The 25,155-nt window shown below is 68.2% G+C and carries 15 protein-coding genes and 2 pseudogenes; 4 read left to right on the top strand and 13 right to left on the bottom strand.

Features of this window, described 5'->3' with window-relative positions:
- Window positions 1-32 precede the first annotated feature (32 nt).
- From KR541_RS19120 to KR541_RS19110, 3 genes are all read left to right on the top strand, one after another.
- Complete coding sequence (locus KR541_RS19120; protein WP_205781944.1) at window positions 33-221, top strand: hypothetical protein; 189 nt, start codon at window positions 33-35, stop codon at window positions 219-221.
- A 368-nt stretch (window positions 222-589) separates the two neighbouring features.
- Window positions 590-1,264: a response regulator gene (locus KR541_RS19115; protein ID WP_050018240.1), complete on the top strand. Its 675-nt coding sequence runs from the start codon at window positions 590-592 to the stop codon at window positions 1,262-1,264.
- A 79-nt stretch (window positions 1,265-1,343) separates the two neighbouring features.
- Entirely contained in the window at window positions 1,344-4,358 is a 3,015-nt protein-coding gene (locus KR541_RS19110) for a hybrid sensor histidine kinase/response regulator (RefSeq protein ID WP_050018241.1), read from the top strand.
- A 278-nt stretch (window positions 4,359-4,636) separates the two neighbouring features.
- Here the strand turns inward: KR541_RS19110 and KR541_RS19105 are convergent, their stop codons facing one another.
- The 12 genes and pseudogenes from KR541_RS19105 to KR541_RS19050 form a co-directional block, all read right to left on the bottom strand.
- Window positions 4,637-7,687, bottom strand: coding sequence for a two-partner secretion domain-containing protein (locus tag KR541_RS19105; RefSeq protein WP_089488952.1), 3,051 nt, complete (start codon window positions 7,685-7,687; stop codon window positions 4,637-4,639).
- A gap of 177 nt (window positions 7,688-7,864) precedes the next feature.
- Window positions 7,865-9,367: a ShlB/FhaC/HecB family hemolysin secretion/activation protein gene (locus tag KR541_RS19100; protein ID WP_235356332.1), complete on the bottom strand. Its 1,503-nt coding sequence runs from the start codon at window positions 9,365-9,367 to the stop codon at window positions 7,865-7,867.
- Window positions 9,368-9,835: 468 nt separating this feature from the next.
- On the bottom strand, window positions 9,836-10,870 hold the full coding sequence (locus KR541_RS19095; RefSeq protein ID WP_124631820.1) for an acyltransferase family protein: 1,035 nt from the start codon (window positions 10,868-10,870) through the stop codon (window positions 9,836-9,838).
- A 7-nt stretch (window positions 10,871-10,877) separates the two neighbouring features.
- The gene (locus KR541_RS19090) at window positions 10,878-11,981 is read right to left on the bottom strand and encodes a hypothetical protein (protein ID WP_050018197.1); all 1,104 of its coding nucleotides are present in this window, start codon (window positions 11,979-11,981) and stop codon (window positions 10,878-10,880) included.
- The gene (locus KR541_RS19085) at window positions 11,971-13,263 is read right to left on the bottom strand and encodes a polysaccharide biosynthesis protein (RefSeq protein ID WP_216089732.1); all 1,293 of its coding nucleotides are present in this window, start codon (window positions 13,261-13,263) and stop codon (window positions 11,971-11,973) included. The genes KR541_RS19090 and KR541_RS19085 overlap by 11 nt, the downstream gene beginning before the upstream one ends.
- The gene (locus tag KR541_RS19080) at window positions 13,257-14,459 is read right to left on the bottom strand and encodes a polysaccharide pyruvyl transferase family protein (RefSeq protein ID WP_216089731.1); all 1,203 of its coding nucleotides are present in this window, start codon (window positions 14,457-14,459) and stop codon (window positions 13,257-13,259) included. The genes KR541_RS19085 and KR541_RS19080 overlap by 7 nt, the downstream gene beginning before the upstream one ends.
- Window positions 14,456-15,703 (bottom strand): glycosyltransferase family 4 protein, encoded by a 1,248-nt coding sequence (locus KR541_RS19075; protein ID WP_080334429.1) that lies wholly within the window; start codon window positions 15,701-15,703, stop codon window positions 14,456-14,458. Before KR541_RS19075 ends, KR541_RS19080 begins: the two co-directional genes overlap by 4 nt.
- Complete coding sequence (locus tag KR541_RS19070) at window positions 15,700-17,994, bottom strand: polysaccharide biosynthesis tyrosine autokinase (RefSeq protein ID WP_050018200.1); 2,295 nt, start codon at window positions 17,992-17,994, stop codon at window positions 15,700-15,702. The genes KR541_RS19075 and KR541_RS19070 overlap by 4 nt, the downstream gene beginning before the upstream one ends.
- Entirely contained in the window at window positions 17,991-18,470 is a 480-nt protein-coding gene (locus KR541_RS19065; protein ID WP_213346574.1) for a low molecular weight protein-tyrosine-phosphatase, read from the bottom strand. Before KR541_RS19065 ends, KR541_RS19070 begins: the two co-directional genes overlap by 4 nt.
- Window positions 18,467-19,633, bottom strand: a complete 1,167-nt coding sequence (locus KR541_RS19060) for a polysaccharide biosynthesis/export family protein (protein ID WP_050018202.1) — start codon at window positions 19,631-19,633, stop codon at window positions 18,467-18,469. Before KR541_RS19060 ends, KR541_RS19065 begins: the two co-directional genes overlap by 4 nt.
- Window positions 19,634-19,685: 52 nt before the next feature.
- The gene (locus tag KR541_RS19055) at window positions 19,686-21,098 is read right to left on the bottom strand and encodes an undecaprenyl-phosphate glucose phosphotransferase (protein ID WP_089488958.1); all 1,413 of its coding nucleotides are present in this window, start codon (window positions 21,096-21,098) and stop codon (window positions 19,686-19,688) included.
- Between the two features lie 579 nt (window positions 21,099-21,677).
- A pseudogene (locus KR541_RS19050) lies at window positions 21,678-21,785 on the bottom strand (1-aminocyclopropane-1-carboxylate deaminase); the annotation flags it as partial.
- 1 nt (window position 21,786) lies between these two features.
- Between KR541_RS19050 and KR541_RS36740 the strand changes: the two are divergent.
- Window positions 21,787-21,849, top strand: a pseudogene (locus KR541_RS36740) (Lrp/AsnC family transcriptional regulator); the annotation flags it as partial.
- Between the two features lie 461 nt (window positions 21,850-22,310).
- Here the strand turns inward: KR541_RS36740 and mdeB are convergent.
- Window positions 22,311-25,058 (bottom strand): alpha-ketoglutarate dehydrogenase, encoded by a 2,748-nt coding sequence (gene mdeB, locus KR541_RS19045; protein WP_089488959.1) that lies wholly within the window; start codon window positions 25,056-25,058, stop codon window positions 22,311-22,313.
- Window positions 25,059-25,155 lie beyond the last annotated feature (97 nt).

Below are 25,155 nucleotides of genomic sequence, written 5' to 3'. Positions count from 1 at the left end.
ACTGAAGAAGGAAGGGTAAGGCCGTGCGCTATATAGGAAAGGTGTTCGGGCTGCTGCTTGGATTCGCGACGTTGCCGGAGAAATCCAGACGGGATTTCCTCACGAAGCTGAACGAATTCATGATGATGTCGCCGTCGCAGAAGCGGCGGGCCATCACCGAGTGGCAGCACGCCGCGGGCGATGGAGCGGATGAACCGGGCAAGTCAGTGGACAAACGATAGACAGGCTGCGGCTCGGGCCACCCCGCAGGGCAGAACGGATCGACGGCGTTGGGGCGCCGTCGATTGGGCGTGCATGGGCGGCGGATCGCCGAAAGGGTCTGCCGCGGCAAGGCCGTGCCCGGTCACGGCGGATGGCGAGGCGACTATTGCGTCGAGCCCCGGCCGCTGTGCGTGGCCGCACGCCGGTGCTCCCGGTCGCACTCCGTCGCATTGAGGCAACGCAGAACCCGCCTATTATCTTAAAATTACGCTGCGCACCGCCCGGTTCGCTGAACACCGCAACGCGATCGTGTTGCGAGATGGATTCGAATCCCGGCGCGTCGCACAACATGGCACGTCGGGCCGCGTGTATCGGGAGAAGAATAGAGATGGATGAATTTTTTGTGCGAGTGATGGTGGCAGACGATCATCCATCGTCCGCACTCGGGATGTCGCAGGCACTCGCGGGCAGCAGCACGATCAGGCTGCTCGGTACTGTCTCGAATTCGACCGACCTGGTGGCGATGCTCGACGAGCAGCAGAGCGACGTGCTCGTCGTCGACTACGTGATGCCCGGCGGCAAGTATGGCGACGGTCTCGCGTTGCTGTCGTTTTTGCAGCGCCGCTATCCCGCGCTTCATCTCGTGACGATCACGATGATCGACAACCCGAGCGTGCTGCATGCGATTCAGCGGCAGGGTGTCGGATGCATCCTCAGCAAATCCGACGCGATTTCGCATCTGGTCGGCGCGGTACACGCCGCTTACGTCGGCGCGAATTATCTGTCTCCGTTCGTCAAGCAATTGCTGGAGGGCACCGAGTCGTCGTCGGGCACACGGGTGCTGACGGCCCGCGAGATCGAAGTCGTGCGACTTTACGGGGCCGGCCTGACGGTGGGTGAGATCGCCGTTCAGCTTCACCGCAGCAAGCAGACGATCAGTTCGCAGAAGTCGAGCGCGATGAAGAAGCTCGGCATCGTGCGCGATGCCGACCTGATCCGCTACGCCAGTGAAGGCAAGCTCCCGGACATGCCCGGCGCCGACGCGCCGGCGCACGGCGAATAGCGGCATGCGATGCGCGATCCCGTGTCGGTTCCGGCGGCGAGCAACGGCTGCCGGCACACGTTTCGGCACGCGATAGTCGATGCCCGCCAAACTGAAGCGATTCGCCAGCCAGGTCGCCCATGCCGGCCGCAAGCCGTTCGATCCCGGCCGGGTGCGCCGTCAGCAGCAGTTCCTGCTGTATGGCGGCGGGATCGCGGTCACGCTGTTCATTCTGATTTGCGCCGCGCTTGTCGTGCGGCTCGACGTGCAGGACTATCGCGCGCAGGCGCGCTCGACTTTCCTGTACCGGGAAGCGCAGTTCTTCGGGAGCATGCAGGCGGCCGACATGGTGCTGGCGACCTACGGGAGCCGGATCGAGCAGCTCTGGAATCAGGGCGCACGGCCGTCGCCCGACGCGCTGACACAATTCTCGGCGGCGGGCGGTGTGCTGGGCGCAAGCAACGGCGCGGGTGGCGAGACGCTGCTCGCCTTGGCGGAAATCACGCCGGATCGCCCCGCCGCATCGTATGCTGGCTATCTCGGTGCGTTGCTCGGCCTGTTCCGGAAGGACGACCGGTTGGTCCCGACGCAACCCTCTGCGCTTACATCCGACACCGAACCGTTCGGTGGCTACCTGATCGGGCTCGATGGCCGGTTTCTCGCCGTCGTGGGGCCGGGGCTCGTCGCACGCGCCCGTTCGCTCGGGCCGGGCATCGATCTGACGGCGCTGATTGCCCGGACGATGCCGACCGGGGTCGCGAAACAGAAGGCGTTCATTCAGAGCCGGCTGGTCATGCTCGATCGCCGTTTCGACCCGTTGTCCGGACGGGACGTCGTGCGGTTCGCGCGTCGGCTCGACGACGCGGCCGGACGGCCGTTCGGATGGCTCGTCGTCAACGGGGCGTACCGGGTCGACGATGCGATGGTGCCGCGTTCCGACGATGAGGACGTCGCGGTCGTCGACGCGCGCGGGAACATCGTCTTCGGGCGCGAGCGCGACCCGGCGATGATCGAGCGCGCGCTGCGCGACGCGCGCGAACCGTTAGGCGAAAACGTGGCCGTGCGACGGCGCGGCGCGCGCTTCATCGTCTACGATCGCTTGCCCGGGTCCAGCCTCGTCGTGATGACGACTTTCTCGTGGCGCAGCGTATTGACGGCAACCCTCGTCAGCTTGAGCGTCACGCTCGGCGCCGCGCTGTTCGGCATCGTGCTGCTCTGGTCGACGATCGTGCTGTTCGATCGCCGCGCGCTGCGTCCGGCGAACCGGCGCGCGATCCGCCTGATCGAGAGCGAGGCATTCAACCGGACGCTGATCCGCCACGCGCCGGCCGGGTTGCTGCTGCTGTCGGTGGCGGACGGCGAGACGATGCTGCGCAACGATGCGGTGCTCGCATACGACCGCGGCGTGCCCGGGCTGTCGCTCGGCAAGCGCATCTGGCAGGCCTACCGCGAGCGCCACGCGGGCAGCAGCGCCCGGCGCGGCGTCATGCAGCACGAACTGGCGATCGAGCACCCGGATCACGACACGGTCTATCTGGCGGCACAGGTCGTGCGAACCCGGTTCCGTGGCGTCGATGTGTTGCTGTGCACCTTGACCGACGTCACCGCCCGCAAGCTGACGGAAGACAAACTGAAGGAAGCGCGCATGGCGGCGGATGATGCGAACAAGGCGAAATCGACGTTCCTCGCGACGATGAGCCACGAGATTCGCACGCCGCTGAACGCGATCGTCGGCAACCTCGAGCTGATGGCGCGCGCCACGCTGCCGTCGATGGAGCAGCGCCGGCTGCAGACGGTCATGTCGTCGTCGGATGCGTTGCTGCGCGTGATCAACGACGTGCTCGATCTGTCCAAGGTCGAATCCAACCAGATGGCGCTGGAAGCGGTTCCGTTCGATGTGCGTGCCGTTCTGCACGACGTCGCGGCGATCTTCCGCCCGCTCGCGGACGCGAAGCATCTCGCGCTCGAATGCCGGATCGCGCCGGAACTGGCCGACGGCTACGTCGGCGACCCGAGCCGCCTGCGTCAGATCGTGTCGAATCTCGTCAGCAACGCGATCAAGTTTACCGAGCACGGCAGCGTGACGATCGATGCGCGCTTGGCCGGCGCATCGGGCGACCGGCGCGGCGTCGAGATCGCGGTGCGCGATACCGGGATCGGCATTCCTCCGGAAGGCCTGCCGACGTTGTTCGATGTGTACGTTCAGACCGATCCGTCGATCTACCGGCGCTTCGGCGGCACGGGGCTCGGGCTGCCGCTTTGCCGGCGTCTCGTGCGGCTGATGCAGGGCGATCTGACCGTCGCGAGCCGGCCAGGCTCGGGCACGACGTTCACGGCGTCGCTGCCGCTGTCCGACGCGCCGCACGGGTGGCGGGCCGCGTTCGACGAGCCGGAACCCGGGGCGCCGCCGCTGCCGATCCTTGCGGACGACGAGACCCCGCTGCGCGTGCTCGTGGCGGAGGATCATCCTGCGAGCCGCACGCTGCTGCGCGATCAGCTGGATGCGCTGCATTGCGACGCCACGCTCGTCGCGAATGGCGTCGAGGCGATGCGTGCGTACTTCCAGCAGCCGTTCGACGTGGTGCTGACCGATCTCGGCATGCCCGAACTCGACGGCTTCGCGCTCGCGAATTTCCTGCGCGAGCAGGGTGCGACCGTGCCGGTGATCGCGATGACCGCGCATGCGACCGACGAGGACCGGCGCCGCTGCGTGCAGGTGGGGGCGGTGGAAGTCGTGCTCAAGCCGTTGTCGATCGATGCGCTCGAGGCGGTGTTGCGTCGGCACGGGGGGCGTGGTGCGGCGGAGACCGGCGCTCGTCCGGCCGATTTCAGCGGTCGAACGCCGCCGGTGATGACCGACGAAATCCGCGAGAAATTGCGGGCTGCGACGCTGCGCTCGCTCGCGGCGATTGACGAGGCGCTGCCGCGCGGCGACGCCGTTCCTGTCAGGATCGAGCTGCACTCGATGCGGGGCGGCTTCGCGCTTGCCGACAATACCGAAGCGCGCGACGCCTGCGCAGCCATGGAGCGTATCGTGAACGAGGGCGGAGCCGAGGCGCTCCGGGCTCACTGGGTTGCGTTCCGCAGCGAGATCGAACGGCATCTCGAGCGTTGACTCCGGGGCGCAGCCGTTCGGCGCTCAGGCCAGGTCTGGCCGAAGCCCGCGCGTGGCCGCACGACTGATAACTCATCGTAAAGGTCGGCACTGCAAATGCCGTGGCGACCTTTACGATGAGCTACCAGTAAGGTGGCGGGCCGGTTTCGAATGGCCCGGACCGGAAACGAGATGGCCGGCAGTTTCGTCGAAGCCGCCGGCCATTGATTTTTCCGCCCCCCACTTTTGAAACGAGCGGGGGCCGTCACGCCAAACCCTACGGTTTCAACGCACCATTATCAGTCGACGGGACCGTACTGCCACCGTCCGTCGATCTTGCCGAAACTCATGCCGACCGTCGAATAGGGCTGGCCCGGGCCGCTGGCCGAGCTGGTTTCGATGTGGCCGCTCTCCGTATTGAACCCCACCAGTCGGCCCCAGTAAAACGGACCGTAGACCGGCGACACCAGGTTCAGACGGCTGCTCGACGTCGAGGCCCGGATCGTGCCGGCGTTTTCACCGACCAGGCCGCCCAGGTTCGAACGGGTGCCCGCAATCGTGCCGGTGGACGATGCATCCTCGATGAGGGCGTCCTTGTCGTTCAGGCCCGCCAGGCCGCCGACGTTCGAGTCGTCCGCCGCAGCATTGCCCGACGCCGACGCATGACGCACGATCGCCTTGTTGCCGCGGTTCGCGCCCACCAGTCCGCCGGCACGGCTACCGTTGCCGGCCGTCACGTCGACGGCGGCCTGCACGGTGTCCAGCAGCCCCGTGTTCAGGCCCACGAGCCCGCCAACGTCGCTCCCATCTCCTGCGCTTGCCTTGCCTTCGGCGCGCGCGTTCGACACGGTGCCGTCGTTGGTACCGACGAGCCCGCCCACGTGGCTGTTGCGGCCGGCCTTCACCGTGGCCGTGGCGTGCGCGTTGCGGATCGTGCCGCGGTTCGCGCCGGCCAGGCCGCCGACATGGCCGCTCGCGAGGTCGGTCACGTCACCGGTCGAGCGCACGTCGTCCAGCGTGCCGCGCGCGTTTTCGCCGATGAAGCCGCCGATCGCCTTCGCACCGGCGGCCGTGACCGAGCCGGAGGCGGACGCGTTCGCGATCGTGCCGCCGTCGCGGTTCTTGCCGACGAAGCCGCCGACATACCCGCCTTTGCCTGCCGTGACCGTGGCGGAGGTCGACGCGTCGCGAATCGTGCCGTAGTTGACGCCGACGAAGCCGCCGGTGCTTGTGTTGTCGCGACCGGACACGCGCCCGCCGCTCGACGAGCGAACGATGCGGCCGCCGTTCATCCCGACGAGCCCGCCGGCACTCTGCACGTCAGGGTTGAACTGCTGGTCGAGCGGGATGCCGGGGCGGCCGGCGAGCGTGACGTCGGCGAAGGCTTCGCTGTCGGCGATCGTGCCGACGTTGGAGCCGACCAGCCCACCCACGATGAACGCGTTGTTGCTGCCGGATACGCGCCCGGCGAAGCGCGCGCGATCGATGGTCCCGACGTTCCGGCCGACGAGGCCGCCCATCTGGACCGTGTCCCTGCCGTTGTACGACACGCTCATGTTTTTCGCGGTGACGTTGGTGATGCGTCCACCCAGATTGTCGCCGACGAGGCCGCCGACGAACGCAGCGCGGGCGGCCGAGGTGCCGTCGACGACGAGCGAATCGAGCGTCAGGTTCGCGAGCGTGCCGCTGCTTTGCCCGAACAGGCCGATGTTCGGGCCGGTGTTGGTGATCGACAGCCGGCTGATCGTGTTGCCGAGGCCGTCGAACACGCCGTGGAACGCGCGGTCGCCGCCGATGCTGCGGAAGCTCGCGTTCGCGCCGTCGATCGTGTTGCCGATCACGTAGCGGCCGCCCAGGTTCGCATCGATGCTGCGCAGGTCGGCAACGGTATGCAATACCTTGTAGTCCTCGCCGTTCGCGCGGAACGACGCGTTGTCGCCGGACAGCGTCACGACGGCTTTGTCGTTCAGCGTATGACCGTTCTTCGCGTTGAGCTCGAGGTGCGCGTTGCGGCCGGTGAGCTTGACTGCTTCGTTGATACGGATCTTGTCGGCGGCATTGACGTTCAGGCTGGCGTTGGCGCCAGTGGCGGACAGCGCCTGCTGCAGATCGACGTTGCCCTTCTGCGAGGTCAGCGTGAGCGAGCGATCGCTGTTCCAGGCGACCGGGCCGCTAACCGTCAGGTCGCCTTGCGTGTTGGTCAGTGCGACGTTGGTGGTGCCGAGGTTGAGCGACAGCGTGTCGGCGTCGATCGACGCGCCGTCCGGATAGAGGCTGTCGGCCTGGTTGCGTGCGACGCCCGCGTTGGCGGCTTCGACGGTCCAGGTGCCGGCGGTGTCGCCGGCGCGCGTGTCGACTGTGGTGTCGCGTGCGACGCGAACCTGTTCGCCGCGCGTGATGACGGAGCCGGCCGGTGCGCCGGCTTCGGCCGCGCTCGTATCGAGCTTGCCAGCGACCTTGACGGTGCCGCCGTCGAGCGTGATCTTGCCGGCGCGGTTGGCGAGGCCCTTCGCTTCGATCGTGCCGGTGTTGTTGACCACGGCGTTCAGCAGGTTGCCGGCCGCGTGCGCGGTCATCAGCACTTCGCCGCCGTCGGCTTTCAGCAAACCGCCGTTGGTGGCCTGCGCGTCGACCGCACCGCCCTCGACCTGCAGGCTGAGCAGGTCGTTGCCGTCGAAGTTGACCTTGAACGCGTTGCCGGCGCCGAGCGCGACGCGGCCCATCTTCGCCTGGATCACGCCGTTGTTGGACACGCGCGCGCCGAGCAGCGCGACGCTGCCGCCGTCGGCGGCGGTGATGTGGCCGTCGTTGACGATCGACGCGGTGGAGTGACCGGAGAAGCGATAGTTGCCGGCGAGGAAGTCGGCGTCGGCGATGTTCTGGGTGGACGCGACGAGGCCGCCGACGTTGATCTGCGCGCCGGAGCCGAACAGCACGCCGTTGGGGTTGACGAGGAAGACCTTGCCGTTGGCGTCGAGCTGGCCCTGAATCTGGCTGCCGTTGTTGCCGACCACGCGGTTCAGCGCGATCGACTGCTTGCCGGGTTGATGGAACGCGACGCGCTCGTTGCCGGCGATGCTGAAGTCGTTCCAGTTGGTGATGAGCTTGTCGGTGTGCTGGTTGATGGACATCGACTTGCCGTCGTTTTCGCGAATGATGTCGGCCTTGCCGGCGGTGATGTTCTCGCCGGTGGGCAGTGCGAAGGCGGGCATCGCGGTGAAGCCAAGCAGGGAGAGGACGGCGGCGGCGCGCTTGGCGCTGCCGGGCTTGGCGCGGCGGCGCGCGGTTTCCCCGACTGCGCTCCAGCATCCCTGGGTCTGGTTCCAGACCAATGCGTAGGTCTTGTTCATGAGATTGTTGTTCCTATGGAAAGGTACAGGGTGTTCGCTTCGTATCGATACGTATACCTAACGAAACGGGAAAGGCCGAAGGCATGCAGGACGCACGCTTTCGACGATGCGGGCGACGGGGCCGCCCGTGCTACTTGCGGCTCGCTCCTGCCTGGCGGGCCGCTTGTCGTGTACCGCTCAGAAATACTGGGCGGCTTGCAACCAGACGCTCGGCGACCGCGTGGCCGACGCGACCGGATCGGCGTAACCGACCGGCAGCGCGGCGGTGAGATTGATTTGATGGCGCGCGCCGAACCAGCTCGCGCCGATGCCGAGCGACGACAGCGGCACGGTGTTGCGCTCGCGGGACCATCGCTGCTTGCTGAGCTGGATGCGGCCCGTGTCGGCGAACGCGCTCAGTTGCCAGCCGGGCGCGACGAGATAGCGCAGTTCGGCCGTGGCCTGCCAGCCCTGATCGCCGCTGCCGGCGCCGAGTGCGAATGCACGCACGCCGTACGGGCCGCCGAGGCTGAATTTTTCCGATGCGTCGAGATTGCGCGACGACAGCTGCGCGCTGAATTGGGTGTAGAGCTGGAATCGCGCGCCGAGCGCCTGCAGCCGCAGCGCGCTGACATTCAGCTTCGCGAACTGGCCTTGGGTATGGACGTAGTAGTCCATGTCGAGCGGATCGTTGCCGCTCAGGTGGCCGATGCCGAGCGTGGCGGAGAAGCCGGTCCGGCCGCCGCCGCCGAGGGTGTCCTGATGGTTGCCGCTTACGCCGAACGACCACAGGTCGACGGTCTTGTCGTTGACCACGTCGAACGCGCCGTACACGTCGCGCAAATGCTTGTTTTCGTAGATGACCTGCGCGTCGAGGCTCGTGCGCCTGCTGCGCAGCAGCGGCTGCGTGACGAACGCGGAGCGAACGTCGGCGCCGCCGTGGTAGCGGAGGTCCTTGAGGCTGCCGCCGATCCGGTAGTTCATGTCGGAATACGCGACGCCGACGCGCGTCGATGCGGGGCCGACGGGCAGTTGATACGACGTGCGGTAATAGCGCTGATTCGTATTGCTCGTCAGTCCGCGCAGCGAGAAGCGATCGCCGACGCGCAGCGGCGCATTGACGTCGACGCTGCCGGTCGCGCGGTAGCGGCCGGTCAGCGGATCGCCGAAGTTGTCGAGTTCGATCGAGCCGGTGGCGAAGCGGCCGGGTTCGGCATCGATCACGAGATCGGTCGTGCCGGGTTCGGCGCCGGGCCGCAGCGTGCCCTTCGCATCGACGCCGGGCATCTCGTTCAGCAGCATGAGGCTGCGCTCGAGGCGGTTGCCGTGCGCAATCTCACCGGGCTGAAGCGACGCAAGCGGCTGCCGCAGCGCGCGGTCGAGCACGCGTGTGCGGTTGTGCAATTCGATCTGTCCGTAGCGGCCTTCGACGACAGCGATGCGCACGACACCGTGTTCGATGTCCTGGCGGGGAAGATACGCGCGGGCGAGGACGTAGCCGTGTTCGCGGTAGTACGTCGTGATCCGGTTGGCGGCCTGCTGCAGATCGCCGAAGCTCAGGTCGCGGCCGACGAGATCGGCGAGCAGCGGGTCGAGCTGTGCGGCGGGAATGGCCGCATTGCCTTCAACGGCGAATGCGCTGACCGGAATGCGTGGGCCGCCAGCCGCAGCAGGCGAGGGCGCTTCGCTTGGCGCAGGCATCGCGAGATCGGGCGCGGCCGGAGCGGGCAGCGCCGGGCGGAGCGTCTCGACGTCGCGTAGCGACTGTCCCGCATTGGGGACTTGGACTTGTGCATGCGCGAGACCGTGAAACGACAGCGCGAGACCGGTCAGGCACGCGATGCGGAACGGGCGGGAGCGCTTTCGGACGGTAGGATCGGGGCGGCAGGACGGCCAGGCACCGGGCATGGCCGCTGGCGTGGCGGGAGGAAGAGCGGGTACTTGCGCCGGCATCGGGGGCGTCCCGGGCACGGCGTCGAGAGAACGGATGAAATGGATTTTCGACCTCGAACGGTTGCGCCTTTGGGCCGAAGCGTGGTCTTCCGCTCCGGCCGTTTGGATTGCCGACGATGTTACGAAATGGTTCCCTCAATGAATATGGAACAAGTACGAGCGACTTGTTTCCATCATTCATTCTTGTCAGATTCTTCGATTCAATCGCGTCCGTGCTCAAGACGCTGCTGCACGGCGCTTCCGCGACAACCGGTGCTTCAAGACAGCAAGTATCGGCCGCTCGATCCACGCATGGCAGGCACAGCCGCATGCGCAGACAGCGGCCAGCGTCGCGAGCGCAGCCGCTGTGCCCGACCACGTGCCGGCGTCGAGGCGCACCCCGACGATCTTGTTCGCTGCACCGATCACGTACGGATGCAGCAAATAGATCGAATAGCTCGCATCGCCGAGGCGGGCGAGCATCGCGTTCCCGATCGTCCAGCCCCGCAGGTCGAGCGCGACCGCGGCGACGATCAGCATGCAGGCCGGCACGCCCCACCAGACGACACGTTCAAAGCCGGTCGGCGTGCCGGACAGGGTGGCGGCGAGCGGTATCGCCGCGAGCGCCGCTACGGATGCCGCGAGCCACGCGAAGCGCGGAAGTCGCCCGGCGATGCCGGTTTCCAGCAGGCGGCAGGCGAGTACCCCAAGCCCGAATTCGAGCACGAACGGCTGACCGAGATGGGCGGCGACTTCGCCTGCCGGGCCGCCGGCGGCCACGTACGCGCAGAACAGCGCAAGCGCGAGCGCCGCGAACGTCGTTGCATGGCGGGCGCGGACGAACCACATCGATCCGGCGATGACGAGATAGAACAGCATCTCGTATTCGAGCGTCCAGCCGTTGAGGTTCAGCGGCCCCCAATGGCCGTTCTCCTTCACGTATGGCACGAAAAGCAGCGACTTGACGAGATAGTCGAGGCCGGCCGTCGTCGAATTCAGCCATTGGGGCTTCACGACCGCGATCGCGAACACGCCCAGCGTGGTCAGCCAGTAGAGCGGCACGATCCGGATCAGGCGCCTGCGCAGGAAGGCGTGCCCCTCGCGCGGCGCGACGACGGACATGATGAACCCGCTGATGACGAAGAAGATATCGACGCCGGCCTGCCCGAACGGAAGCGTGCCCATGTGATAGCCGACGACGGCGAGCGCCGCGAAGGCGCGTGCACACTGGAGGTTCCGGAAGATGCCGGTCTGGACGGGGAAGGTTTGCATGTCGGGTTTAGCGGGTGATGTCCTTGTGCGGCAGGCGGGCGGGAGTCGGCGTGCCGTTCGTCGCGGCATCGCGCTTTGGCCGGCGTCGACCGGCACGCGGTTCGAATCCCGCGAACTGAAGCGCGCACAGCAAGGCGACGCTGGACAGGTGGCGTGTATAGCTGCCGAGATCGGGTTCGAACAGCATCGATACGGCGACGTGACCGATGACGACGCAGGCGAGCAGGTCGCGGGCCGGATGCGTGCGATGCCGTGCACGACGCCACACGGCGGCCAGCGCGATCCACACGAACAGCTGCATCGCGACTTCCTTGGGGCCCACGTCGAACAGCAGCGGCAGATTCAACCGCAGCACCGCGTACGCATAGTTCGCGCAAAAGGCGACGAACGAATCGGGCGCGACCGGGTTGTAGAAACTCGTGCGCGCGCCGAACGGCGAACCGTAGGCGAGATAGTCGGCTGCCATGTCGCGGGGATGCTGGAGCAGGTAGTACACGTCCGGCGGCAGCAGGAACAGCGCGATCGCGGCAGTGCCGAGCAGCAAGGTCTTGCCGCGCCATGACAGGTGCCGGAACAGGAGCGCGGCCAGCGCGACCGCGAGAATCAGCGCGAAGTAGCTGCGCACGACGGCCGCGTAGCCGGCGTAGAGCGCAACGACGGCCACGAAGGTCCAGGCGGCCGGGCGACGCCGCGCGATGCTGGCCAGCACGAGCGCGATCAGCACGACGAGCGTGTCCTTGCTTGCGACGAACAGGTTGAAGAACACACACGGCGCCAGCAGTACGACGGTCGCGGCCAGCGACCCGACGCGGCGGCCTTCGCCGACGATCCGCCAGATGAACGCCGTGCCGATCGCGGCAACGAACAGCGACGTGCCGGCCGGGCCGAGCAGCGCATAGAACTTCGCGACCGCATCGAACGACGTGCCCTCGTAGGTGCTGCCGCCGCCGATCTGGCTCTGGATCTTCTCCGCGTCGCGGAACACGAACTCGGGCAGGAACGTGCCGGCCTTTGCGTAGACGATCCAGTAGACGAATACGATCATCGCGCCGACGGCGCGCGTCACGCCGCGGCTCAGTGCCGGGCCACCGGCAATCAGGTTACGCAGCATGCGGGGCGGCCTCCGTGCGTGCGGCCGCACGGGACCGGCCGGTGCGCGCGACGATCAGCGCCAGCGTGGCGACGATGCCGGCGCTTGCCGCCAGATGGGCGATGGCCGCCCCCATCGCACCAGCGTGAACGATCAGGCTCCATGCGAGCGGCAGGTACGTCAGCGCGAGCGCGATCATCGACAACATCGCGGCGCAGCCGGCACGCAGCGCGATCGCGGCCGTCCACAGCACGTCCGCCGCGCCGCGCAGCACGAACGACACGAGCAGTGTGGCGAGCAATGCGACCTGCCCGGTGCCCGCGGGCTCGTGCGCAAACGCGAACAGGTCACGATGCAGCGCAAGGACCGCGGCCCCCGCGATCGAGGTGACGGCCACGCTGGCCACCGTCGCGCGCACGGCGAGCCGGGGGAACGTGCCCGGTGCGTCGGACAGCACGCGCACGAAGCGCGGGCCGGCCGTCACGACGACGGTCGAGAAGGCGAGCGCCTGGATCGCGTTGGCGATCGACCACGCGAATACGTACCGGCCGAGCGCATCGGCGCTCAGGTGGCCGCCGCCGATGAACCGCTCCGCGTATTGCAATGACGCGAGGACGATGCCGGCCACGTAGAACGGCAACCCGTGCCGCCAGATCGACAGGACACCGCGCTCGCGCACGGCCGGTGCGCGCGTCGCCTGCGGGCGGTCGTGCGCCTGGCGTGCAACCGCGCCGATACGCCGCCACGAAAGCACGACGACGCACGTATTGGCCGCGAACCACAGCGCGAAAACCGATTCGATCGAATGCAGGGCGCCGACGAGCAACCCCGCTCCCGCGACGCCGGCCCATGCGCCGGTGCGGACGAACAGCAGCAGCGAGCCGGCGCGAGGTCGATGCAGCGAGAACAGCCAGCCGTTCGCCTCGAATGCCGCATGCTCGGAGAGCGCGACGAGCAGCACGCACCACGCGAGCCGCGTCGACAGGCCGACGCGGGCGAGCAGGGCCGCGTCACCGTTGGCGGTCGCCACGGCGAGCGTCGCGACGAGCGTCAAGTAGAGGCCGCCGTACGCGACGCAGAGGGTGCGCATCGCGCCGAACGCGGGCAGCGGATCGGGTTCGCTGAGCCGCCGGTTGAGTTCGGGACTGAAGCCGAGGCCGAGCAGTTTCGATGCGATCACGGCGGCGGCGACCGCGAGCCCGTACGCGGCGACCGCGTCGAAGCCGAGCGTACGCGCGACGATGATCGCGAGCGTGAATTTCAGGCCGAGCGCCAGGCTGCGCAGGAGCAGGCGCGTCAGCATGGCATGGCCTCGTCGGCTTCGACTTTTGTTTCGATGTCGGAATCCGCACGACGGGCCGCACGCAGTGCGTCGATCACGCGTGCGCGTGCGGCACGGATGCTCGCAAAGCCGCCCTGCGCGGCGTTCCGGAACGCCGCAGCTGCGCCAGGTGCGAGGATCGTCCGGCAGACGCGTGCCGGATCGAAATCCGCGCCGTTGATGACCCAGTCGTCGAGCTTCATGTTCGCATACGCACCGAAGCCCTTGCGCTCGTAGCTGACGTGGAAGGCGGGTACGCCGTGCAGGATCGATTCCAGCGCGCCGTGCAGGCGAACCGATACCGTGACGTCCGGCCGGTCGGTTTCGAGAAGCGTCTTGAGCGGCGTCAGCGGTTCCCGGATGCCGAGGCTGCGGTAGTACGCGGGATCGTCGTTGCCGCGCCCCGTGCTTTGCACGGCAAAGCTGACCCGGCACGTTGCGCGCACCTGCTCGATCAGCCGCGCGATCGATGCGTCGTAGCGCGCGCGTCGTTTCGCGCTCCACGCGGGTGCGCGGCGCAGCACGAATGCAACATGGCGCGCGGTGTCGCTGTTCGGCGGGGTTTGCCGAAGGATGGTCTCGCTGCGATACCCGAAGTCGAGCACCGCCAGATCCGGCACGCGCCGCGTATTCGGATTCGCGGCGAGGAAGGCGGCGGAGCGGTCGTCGCGCACGAACACCGAATCGAACGCGCCGAGCAGCGACTGCAGATGCATGGCGACGGCGCGTGAGGACAGCACCGGGCCGATGCTTTGCGGCAGATAGACGGCGGGCTTGCCGGAGGCAAGCGCAACCCGCATTTGCAGCAGGTGGCCGGCTTCGAGCTTGAGCGCTTCGATGGCCGTGCGCGCGCGCAGATAGCCGCCACCGACGCCGACGATCAGGTCGACTTCGTCGAGCAGGCGGCGCAGTGCTTTCAACCTGCCGTTGATTCGAACGGGCAGCGCGGCGGTGGCGGCGCCGATCAGCCGGTTCGTGCCGCGCTCCGCGAGCACGGGCGCCGCGCATACGTCGTCGTACGCCGGAAACGAAGCCGGATCGGCCGCGACGATCGACACGCGGACGGCATCGCCGAAGGCCTCCCGGAGCAGGCCGACGGACAGGTCGACCAGCAGGCCGTCACCGGAATTGCGGGCGCTGTACGCGTGCAGCAGCGCGACGTGAATGGGGGGCGTCATGCCGGGCCTCGTCTGGAAAGGGTGTGATAGAGGTCGAGCGTGTGCGCGACCATCGTCTCGGCCGAGAATTGACCGAGGGCCGCCGCGCAGTTCGCTCGCATCGCGTCGCGTGCGGCCGGATCGTTGGCAAGCGCGACGATCGCGCGGGCGAAGCGCGTCGTGTCGTCTTCGTTCGGCACCACGACGCCGATGCCATGCGTGTCGATCAGCTCGGTCGCGCCGGATACCCGCGTGGCGACGATCGGCACATGCGCGGCCATCGCTTCGAGACACACGTAGGGAAAGCCTTCGTAGCGGCTCGGCAACGCGAACAGGTCGAACGCGGAGAAATAGCGGCTCGCGTGGTTCACGCGGCCGACGACGTGAAGATTCGGCGGAAGATCGTCGGCCTCGTTGCCGGCCGCCGTGACGAAGTCGCCGGACCCGATCGCGACGATCTGCACGGTACGGCCGCATTGGCGATACACGCCGCGCGCAATCCGCACGAGACGGTCGATGCCTTTCTGATGATCGAAGCGCCCGACGAAACCAACGACGAGGGCGTCGCGCGCGACGCCGAGTGCGTGTCGTGCCGCCTCGCGCGGCATCAGGGCGGGCGGTCGGACGCCGTTGACGATCGTGTCGACGCGCGCGGCCGGAATGCCGAGCGCTTCGTTCAGGTGTTGCGCCTCGTCGCGCGAGACGGCGACGATCCGGTGCGTGCACAGGCGGCCGAGCAGCCGCTCGATGGTGCCGTAGAACCGGCGCTGGCGGGTACCCAGCGTCGGGTTCAGCGTATAGACCGCGTGCGGCGTGTACACCTGCCGCCACGGCCCCGGGCACAGGCGTGCGATCGCGCCGGCTTTCGAGCTGTGGCTGTGCACGATGTCGGGACGGATGCGCAGCAGGTGGCGATAGACGTGGGCGACCGCGAGCGCGTCGCGCCAGCCGACCGCGCGCTGCATCGGCACCGCATGCACGCTTGCACAGCGTGACAGCACGCGCGCATCGAGGATCGTTGTGTCGAAACGCGGGCCGTGCGGCACGATCAGGTGCAGTTCGATGCCGTCGATTGCGGCGAGTCCGTCGATCAGGTCGGCGAGATGGACGGCCACGCCGCCGCCCGCGGCTTCGACGACGAGCGCGATCCGCAGGCGCGCCGCGCGGGCCGGGGCTTGCCGGGAGCCCAATTCGGTCGTGGCGGAAACGTCCGCCGGCGCGGCATCGCGTATCGCGACGCGTTCGAGGTGACGGGCATCGCTCATCGCGGCTCTCCCCGGCGGCGGGACACGAGCGCGCGCAGCGTGCGGCCGATCGACGATGCCAGGCCGCAACGCGGCGGTGCGTAACGGTACTGCGTATAGCGATAGGCGCCGTAGCGCGAGCTGTACCGGCCGATGTGCGGATCGACGCCGTTGAGCAGCACGCCGCTCGCGGCGATACCGTTGTGCGCGAGGCGCCGCATGGCTTCGTCCAGTTCGGCGACGCGTGTCGTGGCGGCACGTGCCGTGAGCAGCACGGTGCCGGCGTGGCGGCCGAGCGTGACCGCGTCGGTCACCGCGAGAATCGGCGCCGCATCGATCACGACGACGTCGTAGCAGGCCGACAGCACGTCGAGCAGCGCGGCGACGCGTTCGTCGGCAAGCAGCTCGGACGGATACTCGGGCACCGCGCCGGTCGGGATGAAATCGAGGCGCGGCACCACGTCGCGGCAGGTCACGTCGGCTGGCGCGGCCGTGCCCGACAGCAGCTCGGCGAAGCCGCGCTCGCGCGGGACACCGAGCGATTCATGCAGATGACCCTTGCGCAGGTCGCCGTCGACGAGCAGCACGCGCTCGCCGTTGGCCGCGAGCAGCGCCGCGAAATTCGCCGCGACGAACGACTTGCCCGCACCCGGCGCCGGGCCGGTCAGCAGCAGTACATTGTTGCGTGCGCCCTGCATCGCGAAGCGCAGCGCGGTGCGCAGGCTCCGCAGGCTTTCCACGGCCGGATCGTGCGGGTGCCGCGCGCTCAGCAGGTTCGGCCCCGGCGCGTGCTGCGCGATGCGCCGCGCCATCTGCCGCTGGGCCGCCGAATCGGGAATCGTCGCGTAGACGTCGATGTCGAGATGACGCTCGATCTCGTCCGCGTGACGGACGCCGCCGAACAGGAAGTCGCGCGCAAAGGCGAGCGCGATGCCGAGTGCGAGCCCGATCAGCGCGGCCGCCGCGATCACGACGGGTCGCTTCGGGCGTACGGGATCCTCGGGCACGATCGCCGTATCGACGAGCCGCACGCTGCCGGTCTTGCCGGCCTTGACCAGCTCGAGCTGCTGCGTGTTCGCGAGCAGCGCCGTATAGAGATCGGTGTCGACCTTCACGTCGAGCATCAGCCGCACGGCGTTCTGCTGCAGGTCGGGCAGCCGTCGCACCTGATGCTCGAAGCCGCGCTGCTCGCGGCCGAGCGTGGCGATCTGCGCGTCGAGCGCGACCATGTCGGGGTGGCCCGGCGCGAAGCGCGCGGCCATCTCGTCGCGCTTTTGCTGCAGCTCGAGGCGGCGCGTGGTCGCGTCGGCCGTCTGCTGCAGGATCAGCTTCGCTTCCTCGGTCAGGTCGATCGTGCCGTTCGCGTTGCGCATGTCGGTGTAGCGCTGCTCGGCGTCCTGCAACTGGCGCTTGAGCACCGGCAGCTGCGCGTTGAGGAACGCGAGCGATTGCGCCGCGTCGGCGGACTTGCGCTCGATGTGCTGGCGCACGTAGTGGTTCGCGACTGCCTGAAGCTGCGCCTGGATCCGTTGCGGATCGGGGCCGCGCAGCGTCGCGACGATCACGCCCGACTGCTTGATCTTTTCCTGGACGTCGAGGCCGCGCCGCAGCGTGTCGATCGTCTCGGCGCGCGATTCGCGCACGAGCGTGAAGCGGGTGGCCGGGTTCGCATCGACGCGCGCGACGTCGATCGCGATCGGGCCGCTCGCGGTCGGGAAGGTTTCCACGTGCCCGATGCGGCCGGTGACGGCCGACGGCAGCGCGGGCCCGGTCAGCCGGTAGCGCTGGCCGTCGAGCAGCGTCAGCTCGAAGCGCTCGCCTTCGAGCGGCCGGGGCACGTCGAAGCGCGCGACCGCGATCGCTTCCTCGCCCCACGCATAACCGCCGAACCCGAGGAGGCCGGGGTGCGCGAGGCCGGTGTTGAAACGCGACACGAAATCGCCGACCAGCGGAAAGCGCTTCGGCTGCACGACGATGTAGCTGCGCAGCTCGTCGACGGCACGCGTGACGACGAGCCGCGACGCGAGAATCTGCGCTTCGGCCGCGGCGCTCGACTTGATGTCGAACAGCGACGACACGTCGCCGAGCATGCTGTTCGCGGCGGCTGGGTCGCCGCTGTCCTCGACCTGGAGCAGGATGTCGGCCTGGTATTGCGGCGGGGCGAGAAATGCGTACAGCGTGCCGGCGCCGACGCAGGCGGCGGTTGCCAGCGCGATCAGCCAGCGTTGGGACACGAGCACGTCGACGACGCCGGCGAGGTCGAGCTCGGCGCCGCGATCGTGCGATCGCTCGCGGGAAACAGGAGAGGTCATCGATTCGGTCCGGAAAGCGGGGTGGAGGGGGAGGCGGCCGGCGCGATGCGCACGCACCACGCGTCGACACCGCGCTCGATGAGCCGCAGGCTGTGTTCGAACGACGCGCGCGGGCCGAGATACGGGTCGGGCACGTCGAAGCCCTGACCGGTGCCGCCGAGGCGGAACACGCGGCCGCACAGGAACGGGTGGCGGCGCTCGAGCCAGCGCTTCTGCTCCAGGTCCATCGTCAGGATCAGGTCGGCGCGTGCGGCGTGCCGTGACGACACCTGGCGCGCGCGGTGCGTGGCGAGGTCGAGGCCGCGCGCGCGCATCAGGTCGATGGCGTGCGGGTCGGCCGGCTGGCCGTCGAGCGCGCCGATCCCGGCCGACTGCACGTCGACGCCGGGCAGGCGCGCGCCGAGCAGCGCCTGCGCCATCGGGCTGCGGCAGACGTTGCCGACGCACACGACGAGCAGCGTGGCGATGGCGCTCATTTGACGGCGAGCGCCGCGGCGGCGCTGGTGCTGACGCCGGGCAGCAGCAGGCTCAGCACGCGGCTGAAGCGCACCAGGCCGTTGCCGTCGACGTAGACGATGTCCTTCGGCTGCAGCGCGAACTCGTTGGCGAGCACCATCGACACGGGGGAGCGCGCGTCGAGGTGGAACACCTGCGGATCGCTCGTCTGCGAGCCGCGGATCACGAACATCTGCGCGGCGTCGGCGGTATTGGCGTTCACGCTGCCGGCCTGCGACAGCGCGTCGGACAGCGTCAGCCGGCCGTCGCGCAGCGGTACCGCGAGCGACGGCTTGTTCACTTCGCCCATCACGTACACGCCGTAGTCGCTGCGTGCCGGCACGTGCAGCAGGTCGCCGGCGGCCAGCACGACGTCGGCGGGATTGCGGCCGTCGCGCAGCATGCGCGTCAGGTCGAGCGGATAGGACACGCCGTCGCGCACGAGCGTCATGCGGCTCTGGTCGGCGGCCGTGCCGAGCCCGCCCGCGCGGCCGAGCGCTTCGTAGAGCGTCATCGGCACGTCGTTGACGGGCTGCGCACCCGGCGTGCGGACTTCGCCGTCGATATAGACCTGCTGCGAGCGGAACGACGCAACGCGCAGCGTGACTTGCGGATTGCGATAGACGCGCGACAGCGCGGCGGCGATGCGTGCCTGCGCGGCGTCGGCCGTGAGACCCGCGACCGGCACGCTGCCGGCGAACGGGAACGCCAGGTTGCCGTGCGAATCGACGACGAAGCCCGCGACCGGGTCGGCCGCGCGCGGCGCGTTCTGCTGCGCGGCGCCTTGCGCGGCGGCGAGTTCGGGGTGATCCCAGACGGTGATCTGCAGCACGTCGCCGGGGCCGAGGCGATAAGCGCCGGGCGCGGCTGCCAGCCGGTCGGATGGCAGGTGCTGTTGCTGCGCGGCCTGTGCGTCGAGTTGGCGAATCAGGCTGGCGTCGATCGTCGTGATCCGGAACGGAACGCTCCCGCCGGTGTTCGCGTGTCCGGCAGGCTGGCCGTCGGCGGCGGGGGGCGGTGCGCTCATCTGCATGCCGGGTGAGAATGCACAGGCCGAGAGCGCGACGCTGACCGCTGCGGCCAGCAGCGTGCGCATGCGGTAGGGACGTGCGGATCCGGCCCGCTCGATCGTGGCGGAAGTCATCAGTCATCCTTATCGTGATGCGGCGACGCGCGGTGGCGGTGCCGCGTGCGTATCAGTACGCGTTGCGGTGGGACCAGCCGCGCAGGGCGGTGGCCAGGACGATGCGCATGTCGAGGGCGAACGACCAGTTGCGCAGGTAGTGGAGATCGGCTTCGACGCGGCGCTGCATCTTTTCCACGCGATCGGTCTCGCCGCGCAGGCCGTTGATCTGCGCCCACCCGGTGATGCCCGGCTTGACGCGGTAGCGGTGGATATAGCCGTCGACGATCTTCCGGTAGAGGTCGTCGTGCTCGAGCGCGTGCGGGCGCGGGCCGACGACCGACATCTCGCCGCGCAGCACGTTGAGGAACTGCGGCAGCTCGTCGAGGCTCGTGCGGCGCAGGAACGCGCCGACCCGTGTGATGCGCGGATCGTCGCGCGTCGCCTGGTGCACTTCACTGCCCGTGTCGTGCAGCCGCATCGTGCGGAACTTGAAGATCGTGAACGCCTGGCCGTCCGCGCCCTTGCGTTGCTGGCGGAACAGGACGGGGCCGTGCGACGACAGCCGGACTGCTGCCGCGATCGCGAGCAGCAGCGGCGCCATGCCGACGAGGACGGTGGCCGCGAACACGCGATCGAAGATCGCCTTGTGCAGCAGCGCGCGCGACGACAGCGGCGACGCGACCAGGTTGATCGCCGGTGCACCGACGAGGTCGATCATTTCGCCGTCGAACATCGCGAGCTTGCTGACGTCCGGCATGAAGCGGATGTTGACGAGATCGTCGCGGAATGCATCGAGCACGGCCATCACGATGCGCGCCTCGCCGATCGGCAGCGCGAGCCAGACTTCGGGAATCGCGTGCGTGCGGACATGCTGTGCGAACGTATCGAGATCACGGAAGCGCGGCATGCCGCCCGGGCTCGTCGTATCGGCGCGGGCGATATCGAACATCGCCGCCGCGCGGAATCCGGCCGACGGCACACTGGCGATGCGGTCGAGCACGGCGTCGCGATGGGCGCCGGAGCCGACGATCGCGACGAGGCGATCGCTTTCCTGCGGGCTGCCGATCCGTTCGAGCGTCGTGCCGGCGACGACGCGCGACGCGACGAGCGCGATGCCGCTCGTTGCGGTCCAGAGCAGGTACCAGGGCAGCGGAATGGCGAGGGTCGGCGCGAGCGCCCGCATCACGAGCGCCGCGCCGGCCTGCGCGATCAGCCACGCGAACGCGATGAGCAGTGCGGTGCGGTGCCTGGCGGGGCGGGCCGGTGCGTGGTAGAGCCGGAGTGCGGGAAACAGCATCAGCGCGAAGGTCGCCGCGCAGGCGACGGCGGCCAGTTCGGACGAACGGTCGACGTTCGTGCCAGGCAACACGAGCGCGGCGGCCAGCGCGCCGAACGAAATCAGTGCGACGTCGGCAATGCGCGCGATCAGGCCGCCTGCGGCACGCGCTGCATGTGCGTGCCGTGGTTCGAATGAAGTATCCATATACCCTCCTGCTGCCGTTCTGATTGAGATGGACGCCCGTTGTCCCGATTGCGACGCGATATCGCACGCTCGGCCGGAGCGGAGCGTGACCGCTGTTTCCACTGCATGGGAAATGCATCGGGGAAGGAGGCGCTGCTGCGGTGGTGCCGGTCGGCCTGATGAGTTGCGACGGATCTTTTCGAGCTTGGCGCCATGAAGGGCGAATGCTTGCGAAACGTTGCGGCCGACTCGATGGGGTCAATTTTCAGGAAGCAGGGGCCTGATTTATATAGAACGCCTACTAAATTCCAGGGGAATGGATTAGTACGAGTACGAATCAGTGGAATTTCTGTCCGAATGAACGAATGACGGAGTCGGACTTGACTTTAGAAAGACGTGCGATGCCGGGTCGTCGAGGTGGACGGATCGCAACAAGCGGAGCGCGGCGGGCGAAGAAGGGCGGGATTGTGGCAGCCGAAGAAATGGCGTGCGGGACGGCGGGCGCGTAGAGGGAGCCGCAGCAACGGTGAGCGGGGCGATTGCCGTGATCAACGCGCCGGCGCGCGACTCGTGGCACGCCGGCGTTTCATGTCAATCCGGTCACCCGTTCCGGAAAATCTCGCTATACGCGCTCAACGCCGGCACGCCGCCGAGATGCGCATACAGCACCTTCGACCCCGGCTCGAATTCGCCGAGCCGGACCTTGTCGCGACAGGTGCGCTCGTTCATGGTACTCAAGGAGATTCTTTCGACGCATGCGCTGCCGGTGTAGCGCATCGTGATGCGGCTGACCGCGCATGCTGTGTTGGCGGCGTGCGGGCAAAACGAAGTGAGCGCGATCGGCACACGGAGTCACACCTGTTGCGCCGCACGACCACGGCCAACCTCCACGCGTTCGAACACGGCGGTAAAGGCATAGCCTCGCTCGTCGCCGTGACAAGTCGACGCGCTACCGCTTGCGCCGTGTCGGGTCGATGCCGTTTTGTTCGAGTAGCTTTCGCAGTCTTGTGTTATTGCCCCACAGCGTAGCGAAGGCTATCAACATCACGAGTTTTGTGGTCGCACCAAGCAATTCCGAGACCGTCGCATCCGGACCTAGCGTCTTTAGCGCGCCCATCATCTCAAATTGTGTGCTCGTGTTCCGCGACTATCTTGCGGGAAATGTGTCGAGTGGAGACTCGACGAAAATTCTTGAGACGGTTGAAAAAGCGCTCGACAACATTGCGTGTGCGCTCAGCGTTGCCACGGCGCTCCGCCGGGCTGCCGCACCGTTTTTCCGAGCCGTTCGCGCGCCGTGTGCAGCATTGCCTCATCGAGTTCACCGTCATCCGCCAGCGCCTTCAACGCGGCGAGCACGATGCTCGCTCGATCGACTTCGAAGAACGCGCGCAGCGCCTCGCGCGTATCGCTGCGGCCGAACCCGTCGGTGCCGAGCGTCACGTAGCGGCGCGGCACGTATGCACGGATCAGCTCGGGCACCGCGCGCACGTAGTCGGTCGCCGCGATCACGGGGCCTTGCGTCGCGGCAAGCTGCTGCGTGACATAAGGCTCGGCCGCCGTGTCGCCGAGTCGCGACAGCCGTTCGGCTTCCATTCCGTCGCGTTGCAGTTCGCTGAAACTCGTGACGCTCCACACGGCGGCATCGATACCCCAGTCGTCCTTCAGCATCCGCTGCGCGGCGAGCACTTCGCCGAGGATCGCGCCCGCGCCGAGCAACTGCACGTGCGCCGTTGCGTTCGAACCGGACGGCAGCCGGTGCATGCCCTTCAGGATGCCTGCGCGTCGCGTGGCCGGATCGTCGTCGGGCATCGACGGCTGCGCGTAGTTCTCGTTCATCACCGTCACGTAATAGAACACGTCGCGCTGTTGCTCGACCATCTCGCGCATGCCGGCATCGACGATCGTCGCGACTTCGTACGCGAACGCCGGATCGTACGCGCGGCAGTTCGGGATCGTGGACGCCGCAAGATGGCTGCTGCCGTCCTGGTGCTGCAGCCCCTCGCCGCCGAGCGTCGTGCGGCCCGATGTCGCGCCGACGAGGAAGCCGCGCGAGCGCTGGTCGGCGGCGGCCCAGATCAGGTCGCCGATGCGCTGGAACCCGAACATCGAGTAGTAGATGTAGAACGGCAGCATCGGCAGGTCGTGCACGCTGTACGCGGTCGCCGCGGCGATCCACGACGACACCGCGCCGGCCTCCGAGATGCCTTCCTCGAGGATCTGCCCGCGCGTGTCCTCGCGGTAGTAGAGCATCGAGCCGAGATCCTCCGGTTCGTAGCGCTGCCCGAGCGGCGAGTAGATGCCGACCTGCCGGAACAGGTTCGCCATGCCGAACGTGCGCGCTTCGTCCGCGACGATCGGCACGACGCGCGGGCCAAGCGCCGGATCCTTCAGCAGCGCGGCCAGCATGCGCACGAGCGCCATCGTCGTCGACATCTCGCGGCCCGCCGCATCCAGCGCGAACGCACCCCAGGCCGGTGTCGGCGGGACGGTGAGCCCCTCCGACGCCACCATCCGCCTTCTGGGCAGATAGCCGCCCAGGGCAGCCCGGCGAGCGTGCAGGTAGCGCATCTCGGGGCTGTCTTCGGCGGGTTTGTAGAACGTGAGCTGCTCGACGTCGAGATCCGACAGCGGCAGCCGGAAGCGGTCGCGGAACGCCTTCAGGTCGTCGACGTCGAGCTTCTTCTGCTGGTGGGTCGTCATCCGGCCCTGGCCGGCCGTGCCCATTCCGTAGCCCTTCATCGTTTTCGCGAGGATCACGGTCGGCTGGCCGCGATGCGCGAGTGCGCGCGCATACGCGGCGTGCAGCTTGCGTGCATCGTGGCCGCCGCGGCGCAGGCGATCGATTTCCGCGTCGGTGAGCTGCGCGGCGAGGGCGTCGAGCGCCGGGTCGCGGCTGAAGAAGCGCGCGCGGTTGTACGCGCCGTCGTTCGCGGAGAAGGTCTGGAACTGGCCGTCGACGGTGTCGGCGAACGCGCGGGCGAGCGCGCCCGCATGGTCGCGCGCGAACAGCGGATCCCAGTCGGATCCCCACAACACCTTGATCACGTTCCAGCCGGCACCGGCGAACAGCGCCTCGAGCTCGTCGATCACGCGGCCGTTGCCACGCACCGGGCCGTCGAGCCGCTGCAGGTTGCAGTTGATCACGAACACGAGGTTGTCGAGCCCCTCGCGCGCGGCGAGCGACAGCGCGCCGAGCGATTCGGGCTCGTCCATCTCGCCGTCGCCGAAGAAGCCCCACACCGTGCGCGCGGCCGTGTTCGCGAGGCCGCGATGCTGCAGGTAGCGCATGAAGCGCGCCTGGTAGATCGCGTTGATCGGGCCGATGCCCATCGAGCCGGTCGGGAACTGCCAGAAGTCGGGCATCAGCCACGGGTGCGGATACGAGCACAGGCCGGGCCCGGCGATCTCGCGGCGGTAGTGCTTCAGGTGCGCGTCGTCGAGGAAGCCTTCGAGATACGCGCGCGCATAGACGCCCGGCGACGAATGCGGCTGGAAGTAGACGAGGTCGCCGCCCGTGCCGCGTTCACCGTGTTCACCCTGTTCGCTGCTGCCGTCGGCCGCTGCCGCGCGGAAGAAATGGTTGAAGCCGACTTCGAACAGGTCGGATGCCGACGCGTAGCTCGCGATGTGGCCGCCGAGCTCGCCGTACGCGCGGTTCGCACGCACGACCATCGCGAGCGCGTTCCAGCGCAGCGCGGCGGACAGCCGCTCTTCGAGCTCGGCATCGCCCGGGTAGGGCGGCTGGTCGTGTGCGGCGATCGTGTTCAGGTACGGCGTGACGGGCCCGCGCGCCGCCGCCAGGCCGCTCGCGTGCGCATGGGCGGCGAGCCGGTCGAGCAGGAACTGCGCGCGGTCCTTGCCGACGTGCGCGAGAACCGCGTCGAGCGCTTCGAGCCATTCGGCGGTTTCTTCCGGGTCGGCGTCGGCGTGCGCGAGGTTCGCGCGCCGCGTGGCGTCGAGTCCGTTCGACAGGTCCGTCATCGCAGGTCTCCCGCGCACCGGTTCGAAGCGGTGCGCAATCAGTGGCAATCGGTCGGATCATGCTACCCGCCGATCTGCAAAATATGCGTCTGATTTC

The sequence above is a fragment of the Burkholderia sola genome (assembly GCF_905400185.1).
In the GTDB taxonomy this organism is placed as follows: Bacteria; Pseudomonadota; Gammaproteobacteria; order Burkholderiales; family Burkholderiaceae; genus Burkholderia; species Burkholderia sola.
This window is presented reverse-complemented; position numbering and strand designations above follow the sequence as displayed.